At 67.2% G+C, this 17,827-nt stretch carries 13 protein-coding genes; 7 read left to right on the top strand and 6 right to left on the bottom strand.

Annotation, left to right across the window (positions count from 1 at the left end; translation table 11 throughout):
- Window positions 1-48: 48 nt before the first annotated feature.
- The 3 genes from bluB to BSIN_RS16130 form a co-directional block, all read right to left on the bottom strand.
- Complete coding sequence (gene bluB, locus BSIN_RS16140; RefSeq protein WP_089341252.1) at window positions 49-708, bottom strand: 5,6-dimethylbenzimidazole synthase; 660 nt, start codon at window positions 706-708, stop codon at window positions 49-51.
- A 425-nt stretch (window positions 709-1,133) separates the two neighbouring features.
- A complete protein-coding gene (locus tag BSIN_RS16135) occupies window positions 1,134-2,135 on the bottom strand; it encodes a 2-hydroxyacid dehydrogenase (protein WP_089341251.1) in 1,002 nt (333 codons plus the stop codon).
- A gap of 67 nt (window positions 2,136-2,202) precedes the next feature.
- Window positions 2,203-3,183, bottom strand: coding sequence for a LysR family transcriptional regulator (locus BSIN_RS16130; protein WP_059520020.1), 981 nt, complete (start codon window positions 3,181-3,183; stop codon window positions 2,203-2,205).
- A gap of 704 nt (window positions 3,184-3,887) precedes the next feature.
- Between BSIN_RS16130 and BSIN_RS16125 the strand changes: the two genes are divergently transcribed.
- Entirely contained in the window at window positions 3,888-5,099 is a 1,212-nt protein-coding gene (locus tag BSIN_RS16125) for a pyridoxal-phosphate-dependent aminotransferase family protein (protein WP_089341250.1), read from the top strand.
- 96 nt (window positions 5,100-5,195) lie between these two features.
- Here the strand turns inward: BSIN_RS16125 and BSIN_RS16120 are convergent, their stop codons facing one another.
- Window positions 5,196-6,410 carry an MFS transporter gene (locus BSIN_RS16120; protein ID WP_089341249.1) on the bottom strand — a complete coding sequence of 405 codons (1,215 nt, stop codon included), beginning with the start codon at window positions 6,408-6,410 and terminating at the stop codon, window positions 5,196-5,198.
- A gap of 273 nt (window positions 6,411-6,683) precedes the next feature.
- Here BSIN_RS16120 and xdhA point away from each other — a divergent pair, with 273 nt between their 5' ends.
- From xdhA to BSIN_RS16100, 4 genes are all read left to right on the top strand, one after another.
- Window positions 6,684-8,219, top strand: coding sequence for a xanthine dehydrogenase small subunit (gene xdhA / locus BSIN_RS16115; protein ID WP_089341248.1), 1,536 nt, complete (start codon window positions 6,684-6,686; stop codon window positions 8,217-8,219).
- Window positions 8,220-8,252: 33 nt separating this feature from the next.
- Window positions 8,253-10,607: a xanthine dehydrogenase molybdopterin binding subunit gene (xdhB, locus tag BSIN_RS16110; protein WP_089341293.1), complete on the top strand. Its 2,355-nt coding sequence runs from the start codon at window positions 8,253-8,255 to the stop codon at window positions 10,605-10,607.
- Window positions 10,608-10,838: 231 nt separating this feature from the next.
- Window positions 10,839-11,648 carry a substrate-binding domain-containing protein gene (locus BSIN_RS16105; protein ID WP_089341292.1) on the top strand — a complete coding sequence of 270 codons (810 nt, stop codon included), beginning with the start codon at window positions 10,839-10,841 and terminating at the stop codon, window positions 11,646-11,648.
- A 285-nt stretch (window positions 11,649-11,933) separates the two neighbouring features.
- Window positions 11,934-12,338, top strand: a complete 405-nt coding sequence (locus tag BSIN_RS16100) for a nuclear transport factor 2 family protein (protein WP_069235144.1) — start codon at window positions 11,934-11,936, stop codon at window positions 12,336-12,338.
- Window positions 12,339-12,421: 83 nt separating this feature from the next.
- On the opposite strand, the gene BSIN_RS16095 is transcribed toward BSIN_RS16100, so the two are convergent.
- Both BSIN_RS16095 and BSIN_RS16090 read right to left on the bottom strand, forming a co-directional pair.
- Complete coding sequence (locus tag BSIN_RS16095) at window positions 12,422-13,060, bottom strand: 2-hydroxychromene-2-carboxylate isomerase (protein ID WP_089341247.1); 639 nt, start codon at window positions 13,058-13,060, stop codon at window positions 12,422-12,424.
- A 179-nt stretch (window positions 13,061-13,239) separates the two neighbouring features.
- Window positions 13,240-14,787, bottom strand: a complete 1,548-nt coding sequence (locus tag BSIN_RS16090) for a TAXI family TRAP transporter solute-binding subunit (RefSeq protein ID WP_089341246.1) — start codon at window positions 14,785-14,787, stop codon at window positions 13,240-13,242.
- 234 nt (window positions 14,788-15,021) lie between these two features.
- On the opposite strand from BSIN_RS16090, the gene BSIN_RS16085 reads away from it, so the two are divergent.
- Window positions 15,022-15,396: a BON domain-containing protein gene (locus BSIN_RS16085; RefSeq protein ID WP_059520015.1), complete on the top strand. Its 375-nt coding sequence runs from the start codon at window positions 15,022-15,024 to the stop codon at window positions 15,394-15,396.
- Between the two features lie 116 nt (window positions 15,397-15,512).
- Complete coding sequence (locus BSIN_RS16080) at window positions 15,513-17,615, top strand: D-(-)-3-hydroxybutyrate oligomer hydrolase (protein ID WP_089341245.1); 2,103 nt, start codon at window positions 15,513-15,515, stop codon at window positions 17,613-17,615.
- The last annotated feature ends 212 nt before the right edge of the window (window positions 17,616-17,827 follow it).

Genomic DNA, 17,827 nt, shown 5'->3' with positions numbered 1-17,827 from the left:
GATCGTTGCGATTTTACCTGAGTAAAAACCCTGACGTTTGGGGCCGGATCAGAGGGCGCGCGCAGGCGCGGGCGGGTGGCCCCAGCCGTTCTCGAACACGCACGCGTCGAGCGGCATGCGCGCCGCCCAGCGTTGTTCCTCGAGCATCGGCCTTGCGTAGAATTCGTCGACATGACCCAGGCACAGCACGGCAATCGGCTTGGCGCCGTCGGGCATTGCGAGCAGCGTGCGCAGCGCGTCGACATCGAACAGCGACACCCAGCCCATGCCGAGCCCTTCGGCGCGGGCGGCGAGCCATATATTCTGGATCGCGCAGGCGGCCGACGCGAGATCCATCTCCGGCAGCGTGCGGCGGCCGAATACGTGCTGCTCACGTCCGTCGGCGAGCGCGACGACGAGAAGCTCGCCGCATTCGCGCACGCCTTCGACCTTCAGCCGCATGAATTCGTCGTGCCGTTTGCCGAGCGCGTCGGCGGTGGCACGGCGCTCGGCGTCGACGAGCGCGTGAATGCGCTCGCGCAGCGCCGGATCGGTCACGCGTATGAATCGCCAAGGCTGCATGAAGCCGACGCTCGGCGCGTGATGCGCGGCGCGTAGCAGCCGCGCGAGCACGGCGGGATCGACTGGGGCGGACGTGAAATGGCGCATGTCGCGCCGCTCGAAGATCGCCCGGTAGACGGCGGCGAGCGCGGAGTCGTCGAAACGCATAGGCAGGTGCTCAGCGGTGATGCAGAGTGGGCCGGAAGCTGGAATCGCCGCCACGATAGCAGACTCCGAAGACAGGCCGATAAAAAGCGATGGCTGGCCCGATGGCGGCGGCGGACACGGGCGCCGGGGCGGATGCGCCGCGAGGCGCGATGCGCGGGCTCGGGGTGCGGAAAAAATGCGCCGTTTCGGGCTGGCTGAAAGGCGTGGGCAGCGGAGGCGGGCGGGGGCGCGCAGTCGAGCATCGATCTTGCGATCACGTCGGCCGGGTCAGGCGATTCGTCTAAGAGCGCAAGGACGGTGCGCCGCGCAGGCGTTTGCCGCGAGCTTGCCCGCCTGGCCTGCCCGAACCGTCCGAACCGTCCACGTCGCGAATACCTGCACCTCACTGCCAATCCGCATCGCTCGGTTCACCTCCGCGGCGCGCGTTATCCCCGCCGGACGGCGACCACGTTGCATGGCGTGCCGTCCTGCCACGCGCGGATATTCGCGAGCGTCGTTTGCGCGATCTGCGCAAGCGCCTCGCGCGTGAAGAACGCCTGATGGGCCGTGACGATCACGTTCGGGAATGTGAGCAGGCGGGCGAGCACGTCGTCTTGCAGCGGATGGTCGGAGTGATCCTCGAAGAAAAGCCCGCTTTCCTCCTCATAGACGTCGAGCCCGAGATGGCCGAGCTGGCCGCGTTTCAACGCATCGATCAGCGCTTGCGTATCGACGAGGCCGCCGCGGCTCGTGTTGATCAGCATCGCGCCCGGCTTCATTCGCGCGAGCGCGCTGGCGTCGATCAGATGATGCGTGCCGGGCAGCAGCGGGCAGTGCAGGCTGACGATGTCGGATTGCGCGAGCAGCGTGTCGAGCGGGACATAGCGCACGCCGAGCGCGATCAGCGCGTCGTCGTGCGGCGGCAGCGAGTGGGCGAGCACCCGCATGCCGAAGCCCGACATGATCCGCGCGAACACGCTGCCGATCAGGCCCGTGCCGATCACGCCGACCGTCTTGCCGAACAGATCGAAGCCCAGCAGGCCGGTGAGCGAGAAATCGCCTTCGCGGGTGCGCGCGACGGCGCGCGGCAGGCGCCGGTTGAGCGCCAGGATCAGCGCGACCGCGTGTTCGGCGACCGCATGCGGCGAATAGGCAGGCACGTGCACCACGGTGAGCCCGAGCCGCTCGGCCGCCGCGAGATCGACGTGATTGAAGCCCGCCGAGCGCAGCGCGATGACGCGCGTGCCGCCGGCGGCGAGCGTATCGAGGACGGCCGCGTCAAGCGTATCGTTGACGAACGCACAGACGACGTCATAGCCGCGCGCGAGCACTGCCGTTTCCGCGTCGAGATGAGAGGGCTGGAAATGCAGCCGGTAACCGAACGGCCGGTTGGCCGTGGTGAACGAATCGTTGTCGTATTGCCGGCTGCTAAAAAGAATCACGCGCACGCGTCGCCTCCGCTACAGGTGCGCGCCAGTTTACTGCAGCCGGCTCGAGCCGGACTGCAGCCCAATGTCACTGTAGCCCGACGACGACGTCTGCCCGGCTGCCCGCGCTTGCGTCATGCATGTAGTAGTGGCCGTTCGAATCGGATTTTTGGCCGCCGAGGTGGTAGAGCGCATGCTCGACGAAGCTGCGCGTTCGCGGCGGCAGGAATTGGCGATTCGGGTAGACGATCGATAGCTGCGTGTCGGGATCGTCGATCCGGTAGTCGCCGAGGAGCCGCGTGAGTTCGCCGCTCTGGAGCGCATCGGCGATATAGCTCTCCGGCAGCACCGCGACGCCGGTGCCGGCAAGCGCGGCGGCGAGCAGCATCGACGTGCTGTTGACCGTATAAACCGGTTGCAGCGAAACGACGTGCGTTTGGTGATCGGGATCGATGAAACGCCAAGTGGGCGCGTGCTGATCGGCGGGCAGCGCAATATACGTGTGGCGTGCCAGATCGTCGGGGCGATGCGGCGCGCCATGCCGCTCGACATAGGACGGCGCGGCGTAGAGCGCGAGTGTGTTGGGCGCGAGCGGATGGCCGATCAGCGTCGGATTGCCGTCGAGATGGCCGCCCGTAACGAGGCCGGCGTCATAGCCGGCGTCGATCACGTCGATCGGCCCTTCGGTCAGCGTGAGCTGAACGCGCACTTTCGGATACTGGCGCCGGTAGCTGTCGACGAGGGGCGTGATCCGGCTGGGCGGCAAAAGCCCGGACACCGCGATGCGTAATGTGCCGACCGGCTCGTGCACCGCGCGCTCGACGGACGCCTCGAGCTGGTCGAATTCCTCCAGCAGCGCGCGACAGCCATCCAGATAGCGGATGCCTGCCTCGGTCAGAGACAGATTGCGCGTGGTGCGATGGATGAGGCGTGTGTTCAGATGCGTCTCGAGCATGGCGATCGAACGCGTGACTAGCGCATTCGATACGCCGAGCTTGCGAGCTGCTCGCCGGAAGCTTTGCAGCTCGGCGACACATACGAATACACGCATGGTCTGGATCTGGTTCATGGTTTAGGTTGGCCCATTAAATGATTATCTTGTGTTTTTCTCACCTCCGGCGAAGACATCCCGCGGGCCGTCGGATCGACCCGCGGGACGTGTAAATATCAAATCGTCGAAGGCTGCGTAAATTGTTCAATAGGCTGGTCGCATTAGTCAACTAAATAATTATTTGGCTGAAAATGATATAAATCGGTGCGCAGTCACGAGTGCTGGCTTATAAGGCGGCCGGACGCTTCCTCAAGCCGGCGGGCGGAGCCGGGAAAGGCGTTCGGGACACAGCTGCTCCTTATGTTCGGAGGGCGAGACGCGCGGATAACCTATCGGCTCACATATTCGTCAGCGGTGATTTTTACGGATGAATTGCAAAATCATCAAAAATGCATTTCCGAATGCGAACGTAAAGACTTGCTGCGGCGCATCGAATGATTAATGCAAGACTGTCAAAAATTTGGGGATTCGGGTCGCAAAAACCGGTTCTCTTCCATTAATAGTCGAATCAGTTTTGATGACGTTTCGGCCTATTTAGTCCGGATGCCGGTATTTTCCGGCAGGCTTCGGGGAAATGAATTGCTGCGGCGCGTCAAATCGCAGTGCGCCACATCTATCCTGTTAGTGATGACAGGATAGAACGCTTGCGTATTGCAACAGTTCAAGGAATGATCGATGAACTCGCTGCTATTTTCCTCTAACGGTTTTTTGCTCTCGCTCCCATGTCCAGCCCCGATCACTCGCCGATTCCCTGCCCTGTCGTCGTTCCGCTCGATGCAATCCTGCCCGAGGAGCCGCTTCTGATGATGGGCGCCGGGCCTGTGCCGATTCCGGCGGCGGTCGCGAAGGCGAATGCGATCGTGATCAACCATCTGGGCGCGACGATGGCGAAGATCATCGAGCAGGTGAAGGAAATGGCGCGCTACGTGTTCCAGACGCGCTCGAAATGGGTGCTCGGCGTCGCCGGCCCAGGCTCGGCTGCGATGGAAATGGCGGTGTCGAATCTCGCGTGGCCCGGCACGAAGGTGCTGTCGATCAAGAACGGCTTTTTCAGCGCGCGGATGGCCGAGATGGCAACGCGCGTCGGCGCGGGCGTCGTGCTCGTCGATGTGCCCGACCGCAAGGTCGCGAGCCTCGACGAGATTGCCGAGGCGCTCGCGCGCGAGCGTCCCGAGATCGTCACGATCGTTCACGGCGAGACGTCGAACACGGTCTGGAACCGCGAGCTCAAAGAGATTGCCGCGCTCGCGAAAGCGGCGGGTGCGCTCGTCGTCGTCGACGCGGTGTGCACGCTGTCGACGATGCCGCTCGATATGGACGCGTGGGGCATCGACGCGGTGATCACCGGTGGCCAGAAGGGGCTGTCGTCGATTCCGGGCGTCTCGCTGATCGCGTTTTCCGACGCCGCGTGGGAGCGGATGAAGCACCGCCCCGAGCCGAACACGCACTGGTGCCTGGACATGGCGCTCGCCGAGAATTTCTGGCACAACGCCGGCTATCACTACACGGCGCCCGTATCAGGCGTGCTGGCGCTGCACGAGGCGCTGCGGCTCGTTTGCGCGGAGACGCTCGAGAGCCGTTACGCGCGCCACCAGCGCTGCTCGCTTGCGCTGCAGGCCGGGGTTACCGCGATGGGGCTCGAACTCTACGCGCCCGAATCGTGCAGGCTGAACTCGGTGGTCGGCATCACCGTGCCGCAGGGGCTGACGCCGGGCCTCATTTGCGGCCATATTTCGAAGCAGCATCAAGTCGAGATCTCGGGTTCGTTCGGCCCGCCGATCGTGCGGATCGGGCAGATGGGCGAGCAGTGCCGAGAACACAATCTGTTTCGCACGCTGCACGCGCTTGGGCGCACGATGATCGATCTTCATGCGCGCGTCGATTTGCCGGCGGGCGTCGCGGCGCTCGAACAGGCGCTGTCCAGCCGCGCGTGACGAAGCGGGCGCTTGCTGCGCGAGCCCGCGGCGGCGCGCCTGTATTAGCGGACGCCGGGCGGCCGATGCATGCGGCCGATGGGTTGCGCGTGCCGCTCAGGCGGCCGCGCCGCTTTCGCTCGTGCGCTTTTGCCGTTGGTGCAGCGCGATCGACAGCGCCACCGCCGCGGCCGCCGCGACGGCCGCGCAGAGGAATACTTGCGGATAGCCGAATGCGCCGGCAACGTAGCCGGCGAGCGGCCCGGTGATGCCAAGTGACAGATCGAGGAACACCGAGTACGCGGACAGCGCCGCGCCGCGGCTCGCGGGTGGCACCAGCGCGACGGCTTCGACGCCGAGCGCGGGGAAGATCAGCGCAAAGCCGAAGCCGGTCAGCGCCGCGCCCATGAGCGCGATGTGCGGCACGGGGGCGAGCCAGAGCAGCAGCAGGCCCGCGGATTCGAACGCGAACGACACGATCGCCACCCGGAACCCGCCGTGGGTCTGGATCGTATGCGCGAACAGCAGCCGGGCGCCGATGAACAGCGTGCCGAACAGCGTCAATGACAGCGCCGCATTCGGCCAGTGGCGCTCCGCGTAATAAAGCGTGATGAACGTTGCGATCGAGCCGAAGCCGGCCGAGCCGAGTGCGAGGCCGAGGCCATGCGGCAGTACGCGCGTGAACACGCTCGCATAGGACATGCGCTCGCCGTGCACGAGCGGCACGGGCGCGATCAGCCGCGCGGCTCCATAGCCGGCCGCGGCGAGCGCGATCATCAGCAGGCCGAGCACGGCGGGCGCGAACGCATGCGCGAGCGCGACGCCGACGGGTGCGCCGAGCGCGAGCGCGCCGTAGGTCGCGATGCCGTTCCACGAGATCACGCGCGCGTTGTGCGCGGCCCCGACGCGGCCGATCCCCCAAAGAATCGCGCCCGTACCGACGAGGCTTTCGGCGACGCCGAGCACGAGCCGGCTCGCCACCAGCAGCGCGATGCTTGCGGCCGGCCAGCGTGCGGCGGCGAACGCCGCGAGCAGCAGCACGCCGCTCGCGCCGCTGGCGGCAAGGCCGCGCAGCACGGTTCGCTTCGGGCCGAGCGTATCGGCGAAGCGCCCGGCGAGCGGCCGCGACGCGAGCGTCGCAAAATACTGGATGCTGATTGCCGCGCCCGAAACGATCGCGGAAAAGCCGAGTTCGGCGTGTACGAAACCGGGCAGCACCGCGAGCGGCAGGCCGATCGTCAGATAGCAGATGAACGTGAACGATACGACGCTGACGATTTGCAGCGTCGTCGCGGACGCGCTGCGGGCGAAGGAGTCGGAATCGGCGGGCATGGAAGGGGACGGAACGAAGCGCGCATCGGCGGATGCGAAAATCGAATTCTCACATGGAACCGGTTTGCCTGCATGGACCGTTTAGTTCAATGCACGGCCGCCAGCGCGATATCGCCGCCGCGATATAACGCCCATGCGGGGCCGGCTATGGGTTCGGGAATTTGTCGGTGATAGCGTTGTGAGCGTGACGGTGCCCAGGGTGCCGCGCGGGCCGGCCCGCGTACCCGGAATCGTTTCTTTTTTCATCGAACGACTACGACTGATATACACAGCATGAGCGAGCCGATCCGTTTTTATCATCGTCAGGCGATCCGCGAGGTCAGCGGCGCGGAGGTCACCCGCACGGTGCTCCAGTATCTGCGCGAGGACGCGCATTGCACCGGCACGAAGGAAGGTTGCGCGGAGGGCGATTGCGGTGCGTGCACGGTCGTGATCGGCGAGCCCAACGATGCAGGTGGCGTCGATTTGAAGGCGGTCAACGCGTGCATCCAGTTCCTGCCGACGCTCGACGGCCGCGCGTTGTTCACGGTCGAGGATCTGCGCGAGCCGGGCGGCGCGCTGCATCCGGCGCAGCGCGCGATGATCGAGTGTCACGGCTCGCAGTGCGGGTTTTGCACGCCGGGCTTCGTCATGTCGATGTGGGCGCTCTACGAGCGGCACGTGCAGCGCGCGCAATGCGGCGAGCCGGGCGAGGTGCCGTCGCGCGCCGAAATCGCCGACGCGCTGACGGGCAATCTGTGCCGCTGCACTGGCTACCGGCCGATCGTCGACGCGGCGGTGCGGATGTTCGATGCGCGCGGCGCGCATGAGCCGCCGCGCGCGCCGGCCGACTTCGCCGCGCTTGCGCGCACGCTCGCGACGCTGTCGCGCCGCGGCACGTTTCATTACGAGCACGCGGGCCGCACGTTCGATGCGCCGCGCACGCTCGACGAGCTGGCGCGGCTGAAGGCCGCCAAGCCCGCCGCGCGCCTGCTCGCGGGCAGCACCGACGTCGGCTTGTGGGTGACCAAGCAGTTGCGCGATCTGGGCGATATCGTCTACGTCGGCCAGATCGCCGAGCTGCGCCGCATCGCCGACGACGGCGATTGGATCGAGATCGGCGCGGGCGTGAGCGTCGAGCAGGCGTATGCGGCGCTCTGCGTGCATTACCCGGAGCTTACCGAGATGTGGAAGCGCTTCGCGTCGCTGCCGATCCGCAACGCCGGCACGCTCGGCGGCAACGTTGCGAACGGCTCGCCGATCGGCGATTCGATGCCGGGCCTGATCGCGCTGGGCGCACGTGCCGTGCTGCGCGGCGGCGATGCAATGCGCGAGCTGCCGCTCGAGGATTTGTATCTGGGCTATCAAAAGAAAGACATGGCCGAGCACGAGTTCGTCGTTGCGCTGAAGGTGCCCAAGCGCACCGGTGCGCGCGCGAACCTGAAATTGCGCACATACAAGCTGTCGAAGCGCTTCGATTCCGATATCTCCGCGGTCTGCGCGGCGTTCGCGTTCATCGCTGACGGCGACAAGGTGCGCGCGCCGCGCATCGCGTTCGGCGGCATGGCGGCAACGCCCAGGCGCGCGGCGCATGCCGAGGCTGCGCTTGTCGGCGCGGTCTGGGACGAAGCCGCCGCGCACGCGGCCATGCGCGCGCTCGAAGACGACTACGCGCCGCTTACCGACATGCGCGCGACAAGTGCGTACCGGCTCGCGACCGCGAAGAACCTGCTGTACCGCTTCTGGCTGGAAACCCGGCCGCACGATCCGTTGCTCGCGTCGGCGGTGAACGTGCGCGCGACGGCGGCGGCCGAGCCGGCCGCATCCTGAGCGGCCGGCACGAAGCGTATGGAGCATCGAATCATGAATCAGCAAACCGAACCTTTCCTGAGCGTGGCTGCCGACCCCGACGGCTTCAAGCAAGTGCACGTGTCGCGTCCGCACGAATCCGCGCATCTGCACGTGAGCGGCCGCGCGACTTATACCGACGACATCGCGCTCGTCGCCGGCACGCTGCATGCGGCGCTTGGCCTGTCCGCGAAGCCGCATGCGAAGATCGTGTCGATGCGGCTCGACGCGGTGCGCGCGGCGCCCGGCGTCGTTGCGGTGCTGACCGCGGACGACATTGCGGGCGTGAACGATTGCGGGCCGGTCGTCCACGACGATCCGGTGCTCGCGCCCGGCGTCGTCCAGTATGTCGGGCAGCCGATTTTCGTCGTCGTCGCCACGTCGCACGACGCCGCGCGGCGTGCCGCGCGCCGCGCGCAGATCGAATACGATCCGCTGCCGGCGGTCCTCACCGCGCAGCAAGCGCGCGCCGCCGAATCCTACGTGGTGCCGCCGATGACGCTCGCGCGCGGCGAGGCGGCCGCGCAGATCGAACGCGCCGCGCATCGCGACGCGGGCGAGCTGACGCTCGGCGGCCAGGAGCAGTTTTATCTCGAAGGGCAGATCGCCTACGCGGTGCCGAAGGAAGACGGCGCGATGCATGTGTACAGCTCGACGCAGCATCCGAGCGAGATGCAGCACGTGGTGGCGCGCCTGCTTGGCGTGGCGTCGCACGACGTGCTCGTCGAATGCCGCCGCATGGGCGGCGGCTTCGGCGGCAAGGAATCGCAGTCGGGCCTGTTCGCGTGCTGCGCGGCGCTTGCCGCATGGAAGCTGCAGCGCCCGGTCAAGCTGCGCCCGGATCGTGACGACGACATGATGATCACCGGCAAGCGCCACGATTTCCATTACCGGTACGACGTCGGCTATGACGACGCGGGCGTGATCACCGGCGTCTCGGTCGACATGACGTCGCGCTGCGGGTTTTCCGCCGATCTGTCGGGGCCGGTGATGACGCGCGCCATCTGTCATTTCGACAATGCGTACTGGTTGCCCGACGTGTCGATTACCGGCCGCTGCGGGAAGACGAACACGCAGTCGAACACCGCGTTTCGCGGCTTCGGCGGCCCGCAGGGCGCGTTCGCGATCGAGTACATCATCGACAACATCGCGCGCGCGCTCGGCCGCGATCCGCTCGACGTGCGCCGCGCGAACCTGTACGGCAAGACCGAGCGCAACGTGACGCCCTACGGCCAGACGGTCGAGGACAACGTGCTGCACGAGCTGATCGACGAGCTGGAGGCGACGAGCGACTATCGCGCGCGCCGCGCCGCGACGCGCGCGTTCAATGCGGCAAGTCCGGTGCTGAAAAAAGGCATCGCGCTGACGCCGGTGAAGTTCGGCATCGCGTTCAACGTCGCGCATTTCAATCAGGCGGGCGCGCTCGTTCATATCTATACCGACGGCTCGATCCTCGTGAATCACGGCGGCACGGAGATGGGCCAGGGGCTCAACACGAAGGTTGCACAGGTGGTGGCGCACGAGCTGGGCGTGAGCTTCGAGCGCATCCGCGTGACGGCGACCGATACGAGCAAGGTCGCGAACACGTCGGCAACCGCGGCGTCGACCGGCTCGGATCTGAACGGCAAGGCCGCGCAGGACGCCGCGCGCCAGTTGCGCGAGCGGCTCGCCGCGTTCGCTGCCGGGCATTTCGGCAACGGTGCCGCGCGGCCGGCCGACGTGCGCTTCGACTATGACGGCGTGCGGATCGGCGATGCCGTCGTGCCGTTCGACGAGGTGGTGGCGCACGCATATCGTGCGCGCGTGCAGCTGTGGTCCGACGGCTTTTACGCCACGCCGAAGCTGCATTGGGATCAGACGACGCTGACGGGTCGGTCGTTTTTCTACTATGCATACGGCGCGGCCGTCTCGGAAGTGATCGTCGATACGCTCACCGGCGAGATGCGCGTGCTGCGCGCGGACGTGCTGCATGACGTCGGCGCGTCGCTGAATCCGGCGATCGACATCGGGCAGATCGAAGGCGCATTCATCCAGGGGATGGGCTGGCTCACGACCGAGGAGCTGTGGTGGCGCGACGACGGCACGCTGATGACGCATGCGCCGTCGACTTACAAGATCCCGACCGTCAACGATTGCCCGCCGGATTTTCGCGTGAAGCTGTTCGACAACCGCAATGCCGAGGACAGCATTCACCGGTCGAAGGCGGTCGGCGAGCCGCCGCTGCTGCTGCCGTTTTCGGTGTTCTTCGCGATTCGCGATGCGATTGCGTCGGTGGGCGGCGATGCGATCAATCCGCCGCTCACGGCGCCCGCGACGGGCGAGGCGATTCTGCGCGCGGTGCAGGCGGTGAGCGGGGGGCGGGCGCGGTGAATGGGGCGTCGTGCGGCGGCCAGAGGCGCCAAGGTTGCCCGGCCTGCCGCGACTGGGGGCTTAAGGGCGCGCCGCAATCCTGAGGTTGCCGGGTGTGGCCTTGGCGTCGGCGTTGCGAAGCGTTCCGGCCGAGGCTCCTATCCTGGCAGCCCCTGATTTCCGGAAGAACCGGTTTCAGCGAAGATCGTCGGCGTTTGCCTTCCAACCCTAGCGCTGGGCACCACAATGATGATGAGATCTCCGCTGACACAGCACCTTCGCCGCGCGCCGCGGCTTGCCGCGGCCATTGCTGCTGCCGTTGCCGTTGGCGTGACCGTTGCGCCCGCCGACGCAGCCGAATTGCACGTGATGAATTCCGGCGGCTTCACGGCTGCGTACAAGCTGCTCGCGCCGAAATTCGAAGCGGCGAGCGGCAATACGCTCGACATCGCCTGGGGACCGTCGATGGGCGCGACGCCCGAGGCGATTCCGAATCGGCTCGCGCGCGGCGAGCCGGCCGATGTCGTGATCATGGTCGGCTATGCGCTCGACAAGCTGATCGGCGAAGGCAAGATCGATCCGGCTTCACGCGTCGAGCTGGCCGATTCGCGTATCGGGGCGGTCGTGCGCGACGGCGCGCCCGCGCCCGACATCAGCACGCCCGAGGCGCTGAAAGCGGCGCTGTTGCAGGCGAAATCGGTGGCGTATTCGGATAGCGCGAGCGGCGTGTATATTCGCGACGCGCTTTTCAAGCGCCTGGGCGTCGAGGCCCAGGTTGGGCCGAAGGCGACGATGGTGCCGCGCGTTCCGGTCGCCACGAAGGTCGCCGACGGCACGTATGCATTCGGCTTCCAGCAGGTGAGCGAATTGTTGCCGGTGCCGGGGGTGACGTTCGTCGGCAAGATTCCGGAGCCGTTGCAATCGATCACGCGCTACGCGGGCGGCATTCCGGTCGGCGCGCGGCATCCGCGTGAAGCGCGCGCGTTGCTCGACTATCTTGCATCGCCGGGCGCCGCGGCCGATATCCGGAAGACCGGGCTCGATCCGGTTCCCGCGCGCTGATGCACGATGTCCCGGCGTGATGGCGGCGGGGCGCCTCATGGATCGCGGACCGGCATCGCCGGGCGGTTCCGTGACGCAGCCGTATCGGGCGTTTGCGCCGCCGGGCGGCGGCTGGCGATGCCGCCGCGGGGCGAACAGACTTGCCGCCTTGGCGGCCCGTGCGCGGCGATGCCAGCCGCGCGTATCGCGGCGCGCGTCGGCGGCATGCCGCTGACGTCGCAGGTACACTCGCGAGTTCAGTTCGCGCGGCGTGCGTCGCGCTCGTTCAAAACGGCAGAGAGATCCATGCAAGCGCATCAACCCTATTTCGACGAACTCGTCGCCGCTTGCGACGCGATTCGCGACTGGCTCGCGGGCGACGCATCCGGGCCCGCCGCGCTCGACGCGCTGATGGCGCATTTCGCGCCCGGCTTCACGATGATCGGCACGGACGGCCATCTCTACGATCACGACGCGTTGCGCGCGCTGTTCGCCCGGCTCGCGGGCCGCAAGCCGGGGCTGGCGATCACGTTTTCGCAGATGCGCGCGCTCACCGTGCTCGGCGAACTCGCGATCGTCAGCTACGTCGAGCACCAAACGGATGCGACGGGTGCGCTGCCGTCGCGCCGGTCGACGGCGGTGTTCGAGCGCGATCTGCGCACGGGGCGGGTGCGTTGGTCCCATCTGCAGGAAACTTTCTGTCACGCTTGATCCGACCGCCGGCTCGATGAGCGTCGATCATGGCGCGCCGCGCCGTCAGCGCGGCACGCCCGCCCGCGACGCACGACGCGCCGTCATGCAAGGCCCGACGGCAGCGTGCTGATCCGCGTGACTTCCTTCGATTCCAGCCAGCTCGGCGTGCGTGCGCAATAGAGCACCATCGGCAGCGCATCCTCGCCCCAGAATAGCTGACGGTTCAGCCAAAACGTCGGCACGCCGAACACGCCGAGCGAGATTGCATCGTCCGTATTGCGGCGCAACTGCGCATGGGTTTCGTCCGACGCGAGCCGCGGATCGTCGTGCGCGATTCCGACTCGTCCGCAGAGTTCAGCGAAATTACCAGGCTCGACCGGATCACGGCCTTCTCGCCAGATGAAGCGGAAAATCTCGCGTATCGCATGAAAGTCGCCATTCAGCAGCGTCGCGAGCAGCAGCACGCGCGACCCGTCGAACGGGTGCGCAGGCGGCATCTTGAACGCAATGCCGAGCTGCTCGGCGCGAAAAAGCGCGTGCCGATAAGTGAAAACGCGTTTCGCCGGCACGTCGGACGTCGGGCGCTGGCCCCAGTGACGATGCAGATCCAGCAGCGATACGGGCGTGAGCGCGAATGATACGCGCGGCCACTTGCCATGCTGTTCGAGCAGCAGGTACGAGAACGGCGACACGAAATCGTAAAACCATGCCGGCTGCGAAGCGTCGATGCCGACGGTCATCGAGGATCTCCTGACGGAAGGGACGCAACGGGCGGCGTCGTGTCGCAATGTTACGCGGCGGCGGGGACAAATGCAGCCGTCGCGGGGGATGGCCGGGGCCGATGCGTATCGGCTCGGGCGTATTGCGCCGCGCTCCGGTGAACCGGGTACTGGCCGGCGCGGCATGGGTCATACGAACGTCACGGATGCTTGTGCCGTTCTTCAGCGGGGCCGGGCCGCGGCGCGTTCGCGAACGGCGCATCGGCGGCGGGTGTGCCGGCGGGCTGCGTATCGCCGTTATCGCCGTGCGGCGCAGTGCTATCGCGATGCGGCGCGTCGTGCGCGGGCGGGCTGCCCGCGGCGGCGGCCGGCGCGCTGCTTGCGTGCGCCGGCCGCGATTGCGGCTCGCGTGCGATCAGCCGCTCGCGCACGAAGCCGATGTGCTCGCGCAGTACGTAGAACTGCCCCGCGTAAGCAAGCGGCATCTTCATCCGGTTGACCGCGTTCTCGACGTTATCGAGCCTATCGAGCAGCGCGGCGCGCTGCCGGGCGGTGTGCTCGCCGAGCGCGCCGCGCTCCAGTGCGATCAGCGCACCGTACCAGCGATAGATCCGCGAGCGCACACGCCAGCCGTATAGCGCCGGCACGAGCCGCAGCCCCGGAATCAGCACGACGATGAGCGGCACCACGATAAAGAGCAGCCGGTCGACGAGGCTCGCGACCCAGAACGGCATCTTCCGGTACAGAAAGGTCTTGCCGGATTTGTAATAGCGCGCGGCGTCGTCCGACAGCGGGAAGCTGCTGCGCGTGACGGGCGACGGGAATTCGTCCGCGCGCTGCAGGATCGTCGCGCGATGGTGGACGTCGCGCGCGGCTTCGATGAGCAGATCGGAGAGCGCCGGATGCAGCGTGTCGCGCGCAATCAACTCGATGGTGGGCGACAGCGTGTGGATGTCCGTGGGCGGCAGGTTGGTGCCGGGATCATAGACGCCCATCGGCAGCGTGATTTCCGTCAGATAGGGGAAGCGCCGCGTGTACGCCTCCGCCTGCGTAAACGAATAGAAATGCACGCCCGGTGCGCGAAAGAGTTTCGCCATCACTGGAATCTGCGTCGAATCGCCGGATAGGAACGCCGCGTCGATCCGGCCTTCGGTCAGCGCGCGCGCCGCGTCCTCGCCCGACAGCGGCAGCAGCTCGGTCGGCCCGCCCGGCACGATGCCGTTCATCTTCAACAGGGCCAGGCCGAGTTCGTGCGCGCCCGCGCCCTCGGCGCCGATCGCGAGCCGCTTGCCATTGAACTGCGACAGCCGCTCCACCACGGGGCCGCGGTAGAGTATCGCGAGCGGCACGTAGCCGATGCTGCCGAGCGATACGAGATTCTCGTGCTTGTCCTTGCGGTCGATGCCGCTTTGCACGAAGCCGATGTCGACGCGCTGCGCCGGATCGGACAGCCGCGCGAGATTCTCGGCCGAGCCGGCGGACGGGAGCACGTTGAGCGTGACGCCATTTTTTGCAAGGATCTGCTTATATTTTTGCGCGGCAAGCCAGTTCGAACTGCCGGGCGGGCCTGCGGAGATGGTCAGCGATGTCGGCGGCGCGGGCTGCAGGAGGGCGATGGCGAGCCAGATCGCGGCGGCTGTCAGCAGCACGGTCGGCCCGATCGACATCGCGAGATCGCGCCACGACACCGCGACGAAGCGGGCGACGATCGGATGCTGCCGGGAGCGGCGTGGCGGGGTTGGCTTCATGGGCGGGGTGACGGCTGGCGATCTGCTCGCGGCGATAGTACCCGAGTTCGCCGCCGTTGCGGCGCTTGGGGCCGCCGCGGTGCCGCACCGCATGCCCGTTGCGCGAATACTTGGCGCACGTGCGGACTGTGGATTACATTGTGCGGGGCCGTCGCGTCGGTGTTCTTATCGCGAACCCGTTGTGCTGCGCCGGCCGTGGTGCCCGTCAAAATCAATCAGAAATCAGGAGAGCATATGAAATCGATCGTATCGAAGGCACTCGGGGGCGTGATCGTCCTGGCGCTCACGGGCGGCAACGTGTTCGCGCAGGCAAGCGACGCGGCGCCGGGCGCCTCGGCGCCCGCGGCGGCTGCGCAAAGCGCGTCGAAGGCAGCCGCCAAGAGCGCGCGGCACGCGAACCGCAAGCTCGGCTACGCGGTGCGCAAGGCGATTTCGAAAGCCAACGGGGTGGATGTGTCGAACATTACCGTGCGCTCGAAAGGCGGCGGCGCCGTGACGCTCGAAGGGTCGGTGCCGGATGCGTCGCAGATCGACAAGGCGGTCGCGGCGGCCAAGAGCGTCGCGGGCGTGACGTCGGTGACCAACAAGCTGTCCGTGCAAATGCAGTGAGGCGGTGACGCGCGCGGGGCGGCAGCGCGCATCCGGCGCGCCGCCGCCCGCGGCGCGCGCTGGCCGGGAGGCGACGGCGTTCGCCGCGGACGGCGCAAGACAACAGGGGGCGGGAAATGACGAGGATCGCAGTCCGATCGAAGCGGGCGTGGCTGCTGGCGCTCGCGTGCGTGAGCAGCGCGCTGCTCGGCGCGTGCAACGGCGACGATGGCGCACCGGTCAATACGCAGCCGGATTTCATCGCGGGCAATGTGAGCGTGAGCGCTTACGACGGCGCGAGCGACGATCTGCTGACGGCCGGGCTCGGCAAGACCGGGCTGGGCAGCGCGACGCGGCCCGGCTTCGCGAATCCGGCGCAGCCGAGCGCGGCGGAACTGCGCCGTCTGGCGATCTACACGAACTATCGCGCGCTCGTCGATATGACGCTGAACGGCGGTTACGGGCGCTTCTGGGGACCGAACGTCGATCTCGCGGGCCACGATACGCTCGGCGAAGGCAAGATCCCCGGCACCGAATATCTTGCCTACTCGGACGACGGCAGCGGCCGCAAAAACGTCACGCTGCTCGTGCAGGTGCCGGCGAGCTTCGATCCGGCGAATCCTTGCATCGTGACGGCGACGTCGTCGGGCTCGCGCGGCGTGTACGGCGCGATCGCGACGGCGGGCGAATGGGGGCTCAAGCGCGGATGCGCGGTCGCATACAACGACAAGGGCGGCGGCAACGGCGCGCACGAAATCGGCACCAACCGGATCACGCGGATCGACGGCACGCTCGCGGACGCGTCGAGCGCCGGGCACGCGAGCCTCTTCACCGCGAGCGAGCCGGGTTCCGCGCTTGCCGCGTTCAATAGCGCGTATCCGTACCGCTATGCGTACAAGCATGCGCATTCGCAGCAGAACCCGGAGCAGGACTGGGGGCGCGTGACGCTGCAGGCAGTCGAATTCGCGTATTGGGCGCTCAACGAGCAGTACGGCCCGCGCATCGGCGACCGGCACCACGGCATCCGCTACCGGCCCGGCGACATCACGACGATCGCCGCATCGGTCAGCAACGGCGGCGGCGCGGCGCTCGCGGCGGCCGAGCAGGACACGCGCGGCTGGATCACGGCGGTCGTCGTCGGCGAGCCGCAAATCAACGTGCGGCTCGCGCCGGGCGTGACGGTCGAGCAGAATGGCGTGAGTGTGCCGTCGTTCGGCCGGCCGCTCGCCGACTACGCGAGTCTCGCGAACCTGCTTCAGCCGTGCGCGGCCGCCGCGCCCGCAGTGGCCGGTGCGCCGTATCTCGGCACGCTGCCGCTTGCGCAGACGCAAGCGATCCGCGCGCAGCGCTGCGCGACGCTCGCCGCGGCCGGGCTCGTCGCGGGCGCGGACACACCGAGCCAGGCAAGCGACGCGCTCGCGCAGCTTCATGCGGCCGGCTATCTTGCCGATTCCGATCTGTTGCACGCGCCGATGTGGGATTCGCAGGCGATTCCGGCGATCGCCGTCACGTATGCGAACGCCTACACGCGTTCCGGCGTCACCGACAATCTTTGCAATTTCAGTTTCGCGACGACGAACCCGGCGACGGGCGCGGTCGCACCGGCGTCGGTGTCGCCGATGACGAATCTGTACGGAATGGGCAACGGCATTGCGCCGACCAACGGCATCAACCTCGTGTTCAACGGCGCCGTGGGCGGCGTCGATCATCGGCTGGCGACGCCCGATGCGAGCTTCGCGGGCGCGCTGTGCCTGCGCCAGATCTGGAGCGCTAATCAGCTCGGCATCGGCGCGAGCGTCGATGCGGTGCGCGTCAACGCGAATCTGCGACACAAGCCGGCGATCATCGTGCATGGCAGAAGCGACGCGCTCGTGCCCGTCAATCACGCGTCGCGTGCCTACGTCGCGCAGAACAGCCTGGCCGAAGGCAGCCGGAGCCAGCTTTCGTTCTACGAAGTGACGAACGGCCAGCATTTCGATGCATTCCTGTCCGCGCCGGGTTTCGATACGCGCTACGTGCCTGTCCACTATTACGATCTGCTCGCGCTGAATCTGATGTGGAGTCATCTGAAAAACGGCACGCCGCTGCCGCCGTCGCAAGTGATTCGCACGACGCCGCGCGGCGGCACACCGGGCTCGGCGCCCGCGCTGTCGGCGGCGAACCTGCCGCCGATCGATCCGGCGCCGGGTGCGGCCAATGCGATCAAGGCGAGCACGGGCGTGATCGACGTGCCGCTCTGATTTTGCTTCGGCGCGCGATTTCGGTTTTTTTTCGTTATGCGTTTTGCATTGTCATTGCCGGCCGCGCCGACAGGCGGAATGCCGGTTTTTGCCGGCCGGCCGCCCGCCCGGCGCGGATCGGGCTGAATCGGATGACGCGGCGAGCGCCGATTGCCGATTGTCTGAACGCGGCGAGCGCGGTCGGCCGTTTGCCGGCGCTTGCGCGCCGAAGT

It is taken from the genome of Burkholderia singularis, from assembly GCF_900176645.1.
In the GTDB taxonomy this organism is placed as follows: Bacteria; Pseudomonadota; Gammaproteobacteria; order Burkholderiales; family Burkholderiaceae; genus Burkholderia; species Burkholderia singularis.
This window is presented reverse-complemented; position numbering and strand designations above follow the sequence as displayed.